The sequence below is a fragment of the Paenibacillus sp. 01T424 genome (assembly GCF_056398745.1).
Map to the genome: position 1 here is coordinate 116,841 of NZ_JBFTPZ010000014.1, position 15,135 is coordinate 131,975.

Here is a 15,135-nt window from a genome sequence, read left to right on the forward strand (position 1 = left end):
TAGATGAACTTGAGACCGAAATTGATGCTTGCATTCATATTTCTGATCGTCATTCCGATGATTGGCCTCGGCATATTCTCATTTATTAACTCTGAGACGCTGCTGGAGAAAAAGTATAGCGAGCAAACCGAAATTTCGCTCAGGGCTGTAGGAGGCAATATTCATTATTTCTTTCGAGAGCTTGATCAGCTATCCGATGGTAATTTAACGAGCACAGAGGTGCAGGAAACACTGAAATACAGCTCGTATAATTCCAATGATGCCGGTACACTCATTCAAATTAACCAAGCAGAGAAAGAAATGAAACGGATTTTGTTCCAACACCCTGCTGTCAGCTTTGTTGTGCTGTATGCGAAGGATGGGACGATGTTCCGCTCTTACCGCAACGATCCGACGACGTTCAAGCCTATTTCCTTTGATATGCTCAAACAGCACTCTGTCTATAAGGATGTTATGAATCTTGGCGGACGTCCGCTTTGGATTGGACCTTATGAACAGCGTGAGCTGACAGGTGTTGAACCACCTCTATTTACACAAATTCGAGTCGTTAAGGACATTGAGTCATTTAATGATTTGGGCGTAATGATTACGCAGTACAAAACGGAAGAAATATCGAGCATGCTCAAAACCTTTCAAAACCCGCAATCCAATGCAGCTGAAACAAGATACCTCATTGTCAATAAAGCAGGCCTTATTATGCTAGACAGCAAAAAAAAGATGGATGGTCATAATATAAATGAACAGACCGATTCATTGCCGCAGCACACGAATAACTACAACAGCTCGCGAGAAAAGTTTGAAGGTATAGACAGTCTTGTTTCTTCCTATCAATTGGATCGCAATGGTTGGATACTTGTGTCCATAAAGCCATGGGATTCACTTACTAACGAAAATGTTCGGTTTGTCCAGTGGATTGGGATGATTACGGTCCTTGGTTTGCTATCAGCGGTGTTGTTCAACGTCTTTTTTGTTAACCGAGTAGCGAAAACGATCATTAAAGTTGTTCGTAAAATGAGATTGGTTGAGCAGGGATTACTTGATATTCGAGTAACCGCTCAAGGTAAGGATGAAACCGTTCTACTGGCCAACAGCTTCAATAGTATGGTTGAGCGAATCGGCAATTTGCTTAGTGAAGTGCGCAGAGAGCAGGCACGTAAGCAGCATGCGGAAATGATGCTTATGCAGGCACAGATTAAACCGCATTTCCTATTTAATACGCTTGAATCGATTAATGCTCTTGCAGCACAAAATGAAGGCGCAAAAATTATGTTGATGGTGCGCAGATTAAGCAATTTGCTTCGCACAAGCATGCATCAATCCGAAGAAATAAGGATCAGCCAAGAAATTGAGCATGTCCGCAGTTATTTGGAAATACAGAAATACCGCTTCGAGGAGCTTTTCTCATACGAATTGAATGTCCCGGCAGAAGCACTTGATTTCTCCATACTAAAGCTTTCGCTTCAACCGCTCGTAGAAAATAGCATTCAGCATGGGTTTGATGGTTATGAAGACGGACAAGGCAGGATATCAATTGATGTAACTGCTGAGCCTCATCAGATCGTCATTATGGTTCGTGACAACGGATTAGGCATGAGCTCCAGAGTGCTGACTAAGCTGTCAGCAGAGTCAGACTCTGAAAGCAAGCAGACGGATGCTGCGCAAATGGGTGAGAGAAGAGGACTTGGATTACGAAATGTTGCAGATCGCTTGCGCATACATTATGGTCCTGCGTTCGGTTTGTGGATTTGTAGTCAAGAAGGCAGCGGGACCGTTATTCGCTGTGTAATTCCGAAGAGCAGAGGTGATCAGCTATGACGGGTAAAGTACTCCTAGTTGACGATGAGGCACATATTACGAGAAATTTAGAAAAAGTTATTCCCTGGGAAATGCTAGGGCTTTCCGTTGGCGGTACAGCTAAAAATGGTGTTGAAGCGTTAGAGCTTATGGAGCAGCAACACTTTGATTTATTGCTGTGCGATATTCGCATGCCGGTTATGGATGGTTTGGAGCTTGTTCGGCATATCCGTGATAAAGCGATGGCTTGCGATATTATTATGCTGTCGGGATATCAGGATTTCGCTTATACACGAACAGCAATTCAATTTGGCGTCAATGATTATGTGTTAAAGCCTATACCTTATGATGAATTGACTGGTGTTATTGCTAGAGTAATGTCTACTCAGCGCAGTAAGCAGAAGCTGCAGCAGGAAGAGAAGCAGAAGCTTGGCCGGATGATCGATCTCGCTAGCGAGAAAATTTTGTACGATATTATTATGGATTATACCGATGTTACTGCAGATAATTGGCTCTTGACCGGAGATGAACAGCAGCTCAAGCGGCAGCAGTTCGTCTTAATTGTGCTTGATCTTGATGTAAGCTCGGAGAAGACAAAGGATTGGCGTGACTGGTCCGATAAGGAAAGAAAGCTGTGGAATTTTGCTGTATGTAATGTACTGCGTGAGAAGCTGCAGCAAAATGGGCTGCATCATGCGGTCATTCAAATTCGAGATGGTGAGTGGTGTGTACTCATTGAAACGGAGAAAACGGCTGAATTTGATATTGCCTTCATTAAAAACTGGGCAGACATGTTGTTGTCTGCGATTAAGAGCCATGTAAAGCTGAATTTATTTGCAGGTATTTATCATAAGTTTGCAGCGGTTGCTGACTTATCCCAAGCCTATAAGCTAGTACAGCAAGGGATGCAGCTTACGCCTGTTCATGACATTATCGCTATTTATCCATCCGCTCAGCAAAAATCATCGCAAGCAGATCAAGCGTTTTGGGATACTGCGGAGAAATTAATTGGAGCGGTTAAACGCGGGGATACGATAAGCGTAGACAGCGAGCTTCAAAGTATTACGCTGCTGTTGCAGCGAATGAATGAGCCTTCATTAAATCGTGTGAAGCCGCTGCTTCATTTCTTTGTCCTGCATCTTATGCGTGAGATGAAAGAAATGGGCGTATTTACTCGCGAGCAAGAGGATATGCTTTGGCGCAGATTGGATCGCCGCTTTGGCATTAAGGATTTATTATCAGTTATTCGTCAAGTTACGAATACGGTCTCGGAGAAATCTATGGATAAGAAAAAGCAATCGGAACGTTCAATGGCTGAAGCGAAAGCCTTTTTGGACCGCAATCTTTATCGCGATCTAAGTGTTGAAGAAACGGCAACTCATGTCGGTTTAAGCACCTCTTATTTTAGTTTATTGTTCAAGCAGACTTTTGGCGAAACGTTTATCGAATATGTAACGCGGCAGCGGATGGAGCGCGCGAAGGCAATGCTTGGGGAATCACTCAAGAGCGTTGCACAAATCGCGAAGGAAGTTGGTTATGCGGAGCGGCGATATTTCACAAAAGTATTTATGAAATATACAGGTGAGAATCCTACCGATTATCGTACGAGACGGCAAGAGGGCGGACAACATAACGAGGCTTTGAATGAGCCGTCGTAATAGGGTTGATAAGTGAAGGGACGGGGAAGCATTGACGACAACGCGTGAGTGGGATAACTGGAGCTTGAAGAAGAAGGTTGGACAATTATTTGTATTTGGTTTTCATGGCTTTGAGCCAACGGCGCAAATCAAGCAGTTAATTGAAACGAGCGGCATTGGCGGAACGATCTATTTTTCCCGCAATGTGAAGGATGCTAAGCAGGTGCACAAGCTTAGCGGCGAGCTTCAAAGCATCGCAAGAAAAGCTGGCAATCCGCCTCTATTCGTAGCGATTGATCAAGAAGGCGGCATGGTTGCAAGACTAGTTGACGGTGTAACGCTTATGCCGGGCAATATGGCACTTGGTGCAACCGGCGATAAGGAGAGCGCTAGAGAGACAGCATTTGTATGTGGTGAAGAGCTTCGTCAATTGGGTGTTACGATGAATTATGCGCCTTGTATTGATGTTAACAATAATCCGGATAATCCTGTTATTAATGTACGTTCGTATAGCGACCGCTCTGATGTCGTTGCGGAACTCGGAGCAGCCGCAGTAGCAGGCTATCAAGCTGCACGAGTTGCTGCGACTGTTAAACATTTTCCAGGGCATGGCGATACGGCGGTGGATTCCCATCATGCGCTGCCGATATTGCTGCATGGGCGTGATCGGTTAGACGCGATTGAGTTGAAGCCGTTCCTAGCTGCAATTGAAGCAGGCACGGATTGTATTATGACAGCGCATGTTTGCTTGCCGGCGCTTGATCCATCAGGCGTGCCGTCGACTTTGTCTGAGCCTGTCATCACGGGATTACTGCGCAAAGAGCTTGGTTATGACGGGATTGTTGTGACAGATTGTTTAGAGATGGATGCGATTGATAAAACCTATGGTCCAGAGCAGGGCGCTATTAAAGCGCTGCAAGCGGGAGCCGATATGGTACTGATCAGCCATACATTTGAAAAACAATGGGCTGCACTTGAAGCCGTTGTGCGTGCTGTTGAGAACGGTGAGCTTGCAGAAGCTCGTATTAACGAGGCGCTTAATCGGATTATGACACTTAAGGAGAAGCTTGTGCTTGAGGGGCCTTTGCTGCCATGGTCACAAGTGGAATGGGAAATTGGTACGGAAGTAAATCGAGCGGTTGCAATTAAATGGAGCGAGGCTTCAGTTACATTAGTAAAAGACGATGGGCCATTGCTGCCATTAAGCCGCGAGAAAAGCACGCTCGTATTGTGGCCCAAAATTGTCCCTGTTTCGGTGGCTGACGAAATGCTTTCAGGTGACGGCTCATTAGGTCACTTTCTTGGAGAGTATGGAGCTAATATCGTCGAGCGTCAAATGGATGATGATCATCCACTCGCTGATTTGGAAACATTCTCACAAATCGTCGTTGTCACTTACGACGCTTCCAAGCATCCGGTAGAGCGCGATATTGCACGCGAGGTCGTAAAATTGGCACCGGAGCGTACGATAGCTGTGTCGGTTCGGAACCCGCTTGATCTATTGCTATACCCGGAAGTAAAAACGTACATGGCAGTGTATGAGTGTCGTCCACTCGCGCTAGCTGCTGCTGCGAGAGTATTGTTAGGTGATCTTATGCCGCAAGGCAAGCTGCCGTTAGAAATATCGGCTGCATACCCATTCGGCTGGAGTGCTGCTGTTCATAGCTAATATAAACCAAAGCTGGGCCGCGAGATATATCTCGCGGCCATTTTGTATTGAAGACTTATTGTCCAATTAAATTGGAATAGGTTAAGTCATGCAAAATATAAGCCAGGAAAAAAACAACACAGTCATTCTCATAGCGATGCTGAACCTTCACCAGCTGGTTATAATAAGTATCAGCGTAATGAGGGTTATTTCGCATCTCAAGGCTTGCTTTGATTAAGGCGTCCAGCTTGTCGGAAATATCAACGAGTTCACCATTTGCATCTGCTGATTTGCTGTGTACTATGAATTCGGTCATATCTTCATGAAAAAACGATGGAAGCTTATTAATCATGAACTGAGCGGTTTCTTTCTCGTATTGCTCGAAAGCGTGCTTAATGTCTGGATTATTGTGCTTGAAATTCGATACAACATCGCCGGATAAAGCTTCAGGCAAATCATGAAGGGCAGCTTTGGCGAGCAGCTTATAGAGATCGATATTTTTATTGCCGAAGCGCTCGATTTCAAGCAGCCCATTAAACAAAGCAAGTGAAGCGACTCGGAAGGAATGTGTCGCATCATTGTCTGGAACGAGATTATAGCTGCCGTTCCATCTTTTTACGGTATCGAGATTCATAATGTATTGGATAAATTCATAAAAGCCATCATGTTTATCGTATTCATCGAGCAGCCAGTGTATGGATGGAAGCTCTGTGCTTCGCAGCACTTGTTCGAGCTCCTTATATTTGGCATGAAAAAAAGGATTCGTGTCATAACGAGATTCTCTGTGACAATACAAATAGGCATCCAGCGTATCGATGGCATCAACTAATCGTCCAATAGGTGAATCATCTTGCGCATGGACGATAAAATCGAATGCTTGAGCCTGTAGAGACTTGGATAGGTACGAGACAATCTCCTTGCTAAGTTCCATTTCGAAGTCTCGGATATGATTCATAACGAGCGATTCTTTTTTGGTGACATGCTTAATGGAGCCGGTGCCCGTGTTTTTGAGATCACCCCATAAGCATCTTCCTACAAGCTTCAGCTTATCTAACGGCTGCTTGAATATTTTTTCTTCAATAATACCAATCAAAATAGACAATGCAGCGCATCTAAAGCTATGAGCGGAGGCGTTATCCTCAAATCGTGGAGCATATTCGCTCCATCTAGGTACATATTGCATCCGAATGATCGTATTGGTGAATTTACCGTTTTTCATAAATCGGGCTCCTTTTTAGTCGAAGTTCAAGAGTTTCCGTTCATGTGCGGAGTGTCTATGTTATTATATAGCTTATGTACAAAATCGACTAGAAGAGGTAAATGAGGGAAAGATCATGCGTGAATGGGGTTTAGCTTTTAACCAGCAATTTGAGAGATGGATGTTCATCATTATTCCAGGATCGTTGATACTTGGCTTTCTATTTGCAACACAGCTTCAGCCTTTTATTGAAATGGTTCCTTACTTATTTGCCTATGTCACGCTAACGATGGCCATTGGCTGCGGATTAGGACAATTGCGAGAGGTACTGAAGCGGCCGGGCATTATGGGGCTTACCTTTTTGATTGCTCATGTCGTATCTCCGCTGGTAGCCTATGGACTTGGGGCACTCGCATTTGGTGCAGATTCGCCCTATGTGGTGGGCCTCGTTTTGTTTACGCTTATACCAATCGGAGTGTCTACCGTGCTATGGGTTGGCATGTCAGGAGGCAGTGTTCCGCTTATGCTAGCCATGGTTGTGCTCGATTCAGCGCTTAGTCCACTGGTAGTGCCGGCGGGTATCCATCTGTTTTTTGACTCCGCTGTTGAAGTGAAGGCAGGACCCATTATTGTTGATTTACTCGTTATTATTGTACTTCCTACGATCATTGGCGTCGCCCTTAATCAAATGAGCCGAGGACGTATTCAAAGTATCGTGCAGCCATTTACAGCACCGCTTTCCAAGCTTTGTTTCGTCGGTGTTGTCGCGTTAAATGCATCGGCTATTGCGCCTCATTTAGGAGAGCTGAAGCAGGATATGCTGCTGCTCGTTCCGATTGTTGTGCTGCTGGTTAGTGCTTGTTACGCCTTCGGCTACATTGGAACGGCGCCGCTTCGCAAACACGAGCAGCAGGTGACCGTTTCCTATGCAACAGGAATGCGCAACATTTCTCTTGGCATTGTGCTGGCGCTCGGTTATTTCAGTCCAATAGCTGCTGTGCCTGTTGTGTTGTCGATTCTTATTCAGCAGCCTTTAGCAACCGTGTACCATTATGTTTTACAAAAACTTAATAATCACAAGGGTAGCGAAAGTACTGCGACGCATGTACCATAAACGATGTGTGCATGATTAAACATAAGGAGTGAATGTTAATGAACAGCTTCCGCACTAGGCTGACGCTCATCATGATTGCGATGATCGCATTATCGGTCAGTGCAGCAGGATTATTTATGGTCAAAACGTTCAAGGAAAACCATATCAACGCGCTTGAAGACAATATGGTTCGTGAGATGCAGATCATCTCGGCAAAAATGAATTGGAAATCAGGTGAAATTTCCTCCTTATATGACTATTATACAGATGAGGCAAAGGAGCTCCAGCGTTATGCGGGTGCTCGAGTAACCTTTATTCGCAATGATGGTGTGGTGTTAGGTGATTCAAATGGAGATCCTCGGGATATGGACAATCATCTAAACCGTACCGAAGTTAAGGAAGCATTGGCTACAGGAACAGGAAGATCGATTCGGGCTAGTGAAACGGTTAGACAAAATATGATGTATGTCGCTATACCTGTAACGGTGGTGCCGGGTCAAGCGCCTGATGTGATTCGCCTTGCGATGAGTTTGAAGGAAGTTGATGAAAGCATACGTCAATTGACGATGATGCTGTTCTTAGGCTTGCTTGTACTTTTCCTTATTGCAGCTTTTATTAGCTACCGCCTTGCACTTGGTCTGACAAGGCCGCTGGAGCAAATTACGAAGGTTGCTAAACGCATCAAAAATATGGATTATTTGGCAAGAGTAAAAGTGATGAAGCAAGATGAAATTGGTGAGCTTGGAAATGCTATTAATGCGATGGCAGACAGCTTGCAAGTTCAAATGACGCGTATCCAGCAAAATGAGAATCAGCTTGAGAGTGTTCTTGATAATATGATTAACGGAATCGTCATGATCGACCTGAATGGAAAAATCGTCTTGATGAACAGACGTGCAGAGGAAGTGCTCGGCTTCTCCGCTCGTGAGCTCGTTGGCCGTCATTATGCGGAAGCGAAGCAGCAATACGAGCTGTCGCAAATGATTCAAGAGGGTCTTAAAAGCAAACAGCATCTGCGTGAGGAAATTACGTTTTATTTTCCAGAGGAGAGGCTGCTGGAGCTTAATCTCGTGCCGATTCATCCGGAGGGGAATGATTTCTCTGGAGTACTGCTTGTATTGCAGGACGTTTCCGCTATTCGCAGACTGGAGAGGATGCGCAGTGAATTTGTCGCAAACGTCTCCCATGAGCTGAAGACGCCGATTACCGCAGTAAAGGGTTTTGCTGAGACGCTGCTTGGCGGCGCGGTTAACGATGAGGAAACAGCACGTTCTTTCTTGCAAATTATATTTGATGAGTCAGATCGGCTTAACCGATTGATCGGAGATATATTGGAGCTGTCCAAAATCGAGTCACGGCGAGTGCCGCTTGTGTTCTCGCCTGTAGAAGTGGATACGTTCGTTCACAAATCGATTAAGCTGATGGAATCAGAAGCGGTTCGCAAAAGAATTGAGCTCAGCATGAACATCGAGCCGGGTCTTTATGTTGAAGCCGATGAGGATCGTTTGCGTCAAATCATTATGAATTTGTTATCAAACGGGATTAACTATACGCCTGAAGGGGGCAGAGTATCCTTAAAGGTTGAAGGTTTGGGCGATGATCATATTCGCATTCAAATTAGCGATTCCGGCATCGGTATTCCGAAAAAGGATTTGCCGCGTATATTTGAACGGTTTTATCGCGTTGACAAAGCACGTTCGCGCAGCTCAGGCGGTACGGGGCTTGGATTATCGATCGTTAAGCATCTCGTTGAGCTGCATAAAGGTACCATTACAGTAACAAGTGACGTTGGTGTAGGATCTACATTCACGATCGAGCTGCCTGTACTGCAATAGAAAAAAAGATTTACCTATTCTTCATGAATCCGTGATAAACTAAAGCTAAACGTTCTAAATATGCGGATGCGGCGTCTTTGGCGCCGCCATTCGCCAGGTTGGAGGTAACATGTCGCATAAAGTGCTCGTCATTGAAGATGAACCGACATTAGCAAGGCTTCTGTCGTACAATTTGACCCAAGAGGGCTATGAAACGACCGTTATCGATCATGGCGGGGAAGGCTTGCAGACGGCTTTGCAGCGTAATTTCGATTTGGTCATCTTAGATATCATGCTTCCTGGCATGAACGGCTTTGAAATATTAAACCGTCTTCGTCAAAATGGCGTAAGAACACCGGTCATTATTTTAACAGCTCGCAATGCGGAAGAAGAGGTTGTGCAAGGACTGAAGCATGGTGCTGATGATTATATTACGAAGCCGTTTGGCGTGGCTGAACTTCTAGCACGCGTATCCGCGGTGCTTCGTCGGACACAGCTTGATGATAGCAAGCCGATCGAGTCTTCAGAGAAAGTCATCACAGCTGGTGATTTGTCCATCTATCCCGAGAAGTATGAGGTCATCTTAAACGGCGATACGATTCCGCTTAGACCGAAGGAGTTCGAGGTTCTGCTTTATTTAGTACAGCGTCCAGGCATGGTAATTACGCGGGATGATCTTATGAATGTCGTGTGGGGCTTCGATTATATCGGCGGCCAACGTACGGTTGATGTTCATGTGAGCTCATTGCGGAAGAAGCTGGAGCTTGGTCAGCAATCTGTACAAATCGAATCGATCCGTGGTGTAGGTTATAAACTCGTTATGCCAAAAAAGCTCGTTACCCCGAAATTATAGGGTGGACGAGCTTTTTCTAATATTTATACTTATCTTATATTTCTCCGTCAAAGTTGCTTCAGCATCCAAAGGACGCTGAAGGCATTTTTGGTTGATAAGCAGACTATTGCCGGTTAAGCACAAGCATCTTACGCTGGAATTGCTTAGGCGAGCAGTCGTTGTATTTTTTAAACATTTTATAAAAATGTGCCATATTCGGCATCCCGATTCGCTCGCCAACCTCCGAAATGCTCAAATCCTTCGTCAGCAATATTCGTTCTGCCCACTTCACCTTGCGATAATTCACATATTCCGTAAAGGAAAGCCCGATCGTTTTTTTGAAATATTTTACGAAGTAATAATAGCTCATATTGGCGATCTTGCAAACCTCTTCAACTTGGATACGATCCGTCAGATGATTTTCGATATAATCGAGCACCGGTTTCAGACGAATGCGCTCAAAGTTATCTTGCTCAATCAACACTTTGCGGCTGTCGTTGCGGAGCAAAAGCAGCAATATTTGCTTGACTAAAACGCTGACTGCCAGCTCGTAGCCAGTTTCCTTATGAGTCGTCTCGTGCAATAGCTGATGAATGTAGGAGACAGCTTGCTGCTTTGCCGTGTTGTTTTCTTGGAAAATATAATTCGCTTTACTGAGCGGTGTTTGGGTTTCTGAGAAGTACCGCATATAGGGAATCGTGCTTTGATCAAAAAACGGTTCCAGATCGAATTGAAGCACAATATAATCGAGCAAGTTATGGCTGCGATCGGAGTGCAGCTCCGAAGCTCCGATAAGCACGATGTCGCCAGAAGTCAGGTGAAAGCTTTCTTCATCGACGTAAACGTCCAGCTCACCCTCAAGAATGAGCAGCAGCTCAACCTGTTTATGATAATGCCAGTTTGTATAACCGTCCAGACTGCGAATGGGGCGAAAAACGCGCAGCGACAGCAATGGGTTTTCGTATGCGACTTTTTCATTTATTGCTTCCAAATCTAATGTTACCCCCTTGGCGCTGCATGACAATATCCTTATTGTATTGAATGCTTTCACCATTAGCAATAAGGGAGCGGTATAAATGATGCGCGATTGCTCATTTATCGTTAAAATAGATATAACTTAGCAAGTATACGGAGTAAGGGATTAACAGAGAGGGCTGGACGACATATGGAACGGGATTCGATAAGGGATTATGGTTTGGAAAATGTGCTGCTGCTCGACCGCATGAATGAGCTGGATGAATTAGATGTGTTATATCCCTTTGCGCTGGATGAGCTGCTTTGCAGAAAAACAGGGCAGGGAGGTCCAGCCATTTGCCATATTTGGCGTCACCCAAGAGCATTTGTTATGGGGCTGCGCGACAGCCGATTGCCAGGCGCTGCCGACGCTGAAAGGGCTCTTCAATCGGAAGGCTGGTCTACTGCTGTGCGCAATTCGGGAGGAGCTGCGGTACCGCTTGATTTGGGGGTCATTAATATATCGCTGATCATGCCGAAAAAAGCGTTGGACTCCTTTCATTTTCATGATGATTTTGAAAAAATGTATGGGTTGATTCGTCATGCATTACAGGAGACGGGCTGCCAAGTAGATAAAGGGGAAATCAAAGGTGCTTATTGTCCTGGCGAATTTGATTTGAGCATTGGCGGGTATAAATTTTGCGGCATCGCACAGCGTCGGCAGACGCATGCCTTTATTGTACAAGCCTTTATTGTAGCGGATGGATCTGGCCAGGAGCGGGCCAGCTTCGTTCGATCCTTCTATGATAAAGCTGCACAGGGGGAAAACGAAAACGATTATCCGCTTGTGGCTGCTGAAAGCACGGCTAGTTTGGAGCAATTGACACCGCTTGGCACAGGAGCCGGAGAAGCTTTTGTCAAAGCGGTCAAACAAGTCATAGCTTCGCAGCAGACGGAAGCGGGTATGAGAGAAGCAGAGTCGAAGCTTGTAATGCCGACAAAAGAACAAATCATGGAAATGGCCAAATTATTGCGTTCCAGGTATGCGATCCCAACTCAATAAATTACGCTAACGTTCCGTTTTACGGATGAGCTGATTGACGACCTCTGAGAAAATAAGACCAATTGCAATGGCTCCTGAGAGCATGAATGCTTTTACGGCTAGCTGCACGGCAATGTCATAATTGTCTTCCACGACGTTTCTCATAGCATCGTAGGCGAGTCCGCCGGGAACTAAAGGAATAATGCCGGATACGCTGAAGACGATGATGGGCGTTTTGTATAGCTTTGAGAATAGCTGGCTCACTACGGTTACGATAAAAGCAGCAATTAGCGTCGCAGGAATGGTATCCAGCGACAGCTCTGTGCAGGAAATATAAATGAACCAGCCTATCATGCCAACAACGCCGCAGTGCACAAGCGTTCGCTTCGGTACGTTGAAGATGAGGCCGAAGGCTGCTGAAGCTATAAAGCTAGTGACTAGCTGTTCTATTATCGACAACGTAATACACCTCCGAATTTGCGAAATATAAGAAAGTATATCATTTTCTATTACTTATCTTATATTTCACCGTCAAAGCTACTTCAGCGTCTAAAGTACGCCGAAGGCGTTTTTGCTTGATTAATAAAACGAGAGCACCGCGGCGATTCCCGCACCCACAGCGAATGCTGTGAGAAAAGCTTCTGCTCCCTTCGAAAGCCCTGATACAAGGTGGCCAGCCATCAGGTCTCTGACTGCTGCTGTAATATGCAAGCCGGGCACAAGAGGCATAACAGAACCGATAATAATTTTATCGAGGTCAAATCCATATCCTTTATGTACAAACAGCACGGACAAGGTGCCGATCAGCAAAGCCGTAATAAACTCGGAGAAAAATTTGATCGGCACGATTCGATGCAGTTTAACTGAAAAACCGAAGCTAATGCCGCTGATGAGCACAACAGGGATGAAGTCGCGCCAGCTGCCTTGGAACATGATAAGAAAACAGCCGCTCGCTATAGCAGCAGCTATGATTTTCATCCAAACCGGATAAACGAAAGCGTTAGAGTCTATTTCTTGTAAAAGTCGGTGTGCATCGCCAGCAGCCAGCGTGCCGGTGCTAATTTTTCTGGAAATATCGTTGACTAAGGATACCTTAAGCAAATTCGTCGAACGCTCGGAAATACGAATGAGCTTCGTCATCTGGGATGAACCGTCAATGGCAAATATAATACCGGTCGGCGTGACGAAGCTATGGGAGTTCTCTATGCCGTAAGCAGCTGCAATTCGGGACATCGTATCTTCGACACGATAGGTTTCGCCGCCGTTTTGCAAAATGATTTTGCCGGCCAATAAACAAATTTGTGTAATTTCGTGGCTATTGATGATGCTTTTATCCATTGCGGCCTGCCTCCCCATTCCGAGCGAAGTTGTTCTTTATCCTGTTCTTATTTGCTGCTTTTGGTTTGATGCTCGAATTCAGCGCGAATTCGTGCGAGCAGCGCAGGATCGGCAAATACGTCGTATGCGGTTGCAGCTAGCATTTTGGCACCAAATAACATGCCGTCCAGCGCATATTCGGTCATTGCCGCATCACGAAACGCCTCCGTATGAAGCAGCAAACGATCTTGTACCACCTTGACGTAAGGATGAATAGCTGGACAGCGAACGGAGACGTTGCCTAAATCAAGCGAGCCATGATCCTTGCCGATTTCCATATCCTCAGGGCGAATGCCTGCCTTGATCAGATTCGTATTGAACTGCTCGGACAATGCTTCATTAGTAAGCAGATCGTCATAAGAGTATTCGAAATGATTTGTTGTAACGGTGCAGCCCGTCTGCAATGCGGCCCCATCTGCACAGCGCAGCACTTTCGCAGTGAGCTCGTTTGTATAAGTGCGTGAAGCCGAGCGGACATAAAATTTGGCCGATGCATAATCAGGAATAATGTTCGGCGCCTTGCCGCCGTTGTCAATAATACCATGAATGCGCGCATCGCTGCGTGTTTGTTGGCGCAGCGCATTAACACTATTGAATAGCTGAAGAACAGCATCCAGCGCATTAATTCCTTCATATGGACTTGCAGCTGCATGCGCGGCTAGACCATGAAATTCAAACTGCACGGCATCCAGCGCTAGTGATTCGCCTGAACGTTCAAACGTATAGTATGGATGCGCCATTAAAGCGAAGTCGCAGTCATCGAATAAACCTGCCTCTGCCATTGGTACTTTCGCTCCGCGTGTTTCCTCAGCTGGCGTACCATAGATGCGAATTTTTCCGCCAATGCCGCTGTTTATCAAAGCCGCTTTAAGTCCGACAGCTGCTGCCATGCTCATAGAGCAGATGAGATGATGTCCACAAGCATGTCCGATTTCTGGCAGAGCATCATACTCGCATAAGAAGCCAACTGTCGGGCCAGGGCTTCCTGTATCATAAACACCAATAAAAGATGTTTCAATGCCTAAAATACCACGTTCAACCTCAAACCCGTATTTTGCAAGCTCCGTACAGAGCAGCTCAGAAGCAAAAAACTCCTCATGTCCAAGCTCTGGCCGGCTGCCCACCGATCGTGATACCGTGCGAAAAGCGTCCGCATATAGATCAATTTCATTAAATATAAGTTTTTTATTAGTCATGATGATATGAACCTCCTGAATTGAAGTGAAACCTATGAACTCGGCTCTATGTTCGGAATAGGTCGGCTGCCAACAGCGGAAAGTCTGCTGTTAGCACGTATGTGTTCTTACAACCTCCAAAGTAACCTAAATATGTGCCTGTAAGAACCTATAGGTTCTTATGGAGCCCGTCAGGCGTGCTGCCAGCAGCGGAAAGTCTGCTGTTAGCACGTATGTGTTCTTACAACCTCCAAAGTAACCTARMTATGTGCCTGTAAGAACCTATAGGTTCTTACGGAGCCCGTCAGGTGTGCTGCCAGCAGCGGAAAGTCTGCTGTTAGCACGTATGTGTTCTTACAGCCTCCGAAGTAACCTAGCTGAGCGTCTGTAAGAACCTATAGGTTCTTATGGAGCCCGTCAGGTCGGCTGCCAACAGCGGAAAGTCTGCTGTTAGCACGTATGTGTTCTTACAACCTCCAAAGTAACCTAGCTATGTGCCTGTAAGAACCTATAGGTTCTTATGGAGCCCGTCAGGCGTGCTGCCAACAGCGGAAAGTCTGCTGTTAGCACG

General features: G+C 45.6%; 12 protein-coding genes. 7 read left to right on the plus strand and 5 right to left on the minus strand.

What is annotated here, in order from left to right; all coding sequences use genetic code 11:
• Positions 1–3: 3 nt before the first annotated feature.
• The 3 genes from AC1DPK_RS13545 to AC1DPK_RS13555 are packed head-to-tail and all read left to right on the plus strand — an operon-like array spanning position 4 to position 5,100.
• Entirely contained in the window at positions 4–1,815 is a 1,812-nt protein-coding gene (locus tag AC1DPK_RS13545) for a cache domain-containing sensor histidine kinase (protein WP_339204018.1), read from the plus strand.
• Positions 1,812–3,452 (plus strand): response regulator transcription factor, encoded by a 1,641-nt coding sequence (locus tag AC1DPK_RS13550; protein ID WP_477510634.1) that lies wholly within the window; start codon positions 1,812–1,814, stop codon positions 3,450–3,452. Before AC1DPK_RS13545 ends, AC1DPK_RS13550 begins: the two co-directional genes overlap by 4 nt.
• A gap of 31 nt (positions 3,453–3,483) precedes the next feature.
• Positions 3,484–5,100, plus strand: a complete 1,617-nt coding sequence (locus AC1DPK_RS13555; RefSeq protein WP_477510635.1) for a glycoside hydrolase family 3 protein — start codon at positions 3,484–3,486, stop codon at positions 5,098–5,100.
• Positions 5,101–5,155: 55 nt separating this feature from the next.
• On the opposite strand, the gene AC1DPK_RS13560 is transcribed toward AC1DPK_RS13555, so the two are convergent.
• Positions 5,156–6,298 (minus strand): YfbR-like 5'-deoxynucleotidase, encoded by a 1,143-nt coding sequence (locus AC1DPK_RS13560; protein ID WP_076270201.1) that lies wholly within the window; start codon positions 6,296–6,298, stop codon positions 5,156–5,158.
• Between the two features lie 115 nt (positions 6,299–6,413).
• Here AC1DPK_RS13560 and AC1DPK_RS13565 point away from each other — a divergent pair, with 115 nt between their 5' ends.
• The 3 genes from AC1DPK_RS13565 to AC1DPK_RS13575 all read left to right on the plus strand — a co-directional run bounded on the left by AC1DPK_RS13565 (position 6,414) and on the right by AC1DPK_RS13575 (position 10,037).
• Positions 6,414–7,391 (plus strand): bile acid:sodium symporter family protein, encoded by a 978-nt coding sequence (locus AC1DPK_RS13565; RefSeq protein ID WP_430061461.1) that lies wholly within the window; start codon positions 6,414–6,416, stop codon positions 7,389–7,391.
• Between the two features lie 38 nt (positions 7,392–7,429).
• Positions 7,430–9,205, plus strand: a complete 1,776-nt coding sequence (gene pnpS, locus AC1DPK_RS13570; RefSeq protein ID WP_076270200.1) for a two-component system histidine kinase PnpS — start codon at positions 7,430–7,432, stop codon at positions 9,203–9,205.
• Between the two features lie 109 nt (positions 9,206–9,314).
• Complete coding sequence (locus tag AC1DPK_RS13575; protein WP_076270199.1) at positions 9,315–10,037, plus strand: response regulator transcription factor; 723 nt, start codon at positions 9,315–9,317, stop codon at positions 10,035–10,037.
• Positions 10,038–10,140: 103 nt separating this feature from the next.
• Here AC1DPK_RS13575 and AC1DPK_RS13580 read toward each other — a convergent pair whose 3' ends face one another.
• Positions 10,141–11,007 (minus strand): AraC family transcriptional regulator, encoded by an 867-nt coding sequence (locus tag AC1DPK_RS13580; protein WP_339204013.1) that lies wholly within the window; start codon positions 11,005–11,007, stop codon positions 10,141–10,143.
• Positions 11,008–11,181: 174 nt separating this feature from the next.
• Here AC1DPK_RS13580 and AC1DPK_RS13585 point away from each other — a divergent pair, with 174 nt between their 5' ends.
• The gene (locus tag AC1DPK_RS13585) at positions 11,182–12,033 is read left to right on the plus strand and encodes a lipoate--protein ligase family protein (protein WP_477510636.1); all 852 of its coding nucleotides are present in this window, start codon (positions 11,182–11,184) and stop codon (positions 12,031–12,033) included.
• Between the two features lie 6 nt (positions 12,034–12,039).
• Here AC1DPK_RS13585 and AC1DPK_RS13590 read toward each other — a convergent pair whose 3' ends face one another.
• The 3 genes from AC1DPK_RS13590 to AC1DPK_RS13600 all read right to left on the minus strand — a co-directional run bounded on the left by AC1DPK_RS13590 (position 12,040) and on the right by AC1DPK_RS13600 (position 14,585).
• The gene (locus AC1DPK_RS13590; RefSeq protein ID WP_477510637.1) at positions 12,040–12,471 is read right to left on the minus strand and encodes a threonine/serine exporter family protein; all 432 of its coding nucleotides are present in this window, start codon (positions 12,469–12,471) and stop codon (positions 12,040–12,042) included.
• Positions 12,472–12,591: 120 nt separating this feature from the next.
• Complete coding sequence (locus AC1DPK_RS13595) at positions 12,592–13,350, minus strand: threonine/serine exporter family protein (protein ID WP_441885909.1); 759 nt, start codon at positions 13,348–13,350, stop codon at positions 12,592–12,594.
• A gap of 47 nt (positions 13,351–13,397) precedes the next feature.
• Positions 13,398–14,585: a M20 family metallopeptidase gene (locus AC1DPK_RS13600; protein ID WP_477510638.1), complete on the minus strand. Its 1,188-nt coding sequence runs from the start codon at positions 14,583–14,585 to the stop codon at positions 13,398–13,400.
• Between the last annotated feature and the right edge of the window lie 550 nt (positions 14,586–15,135).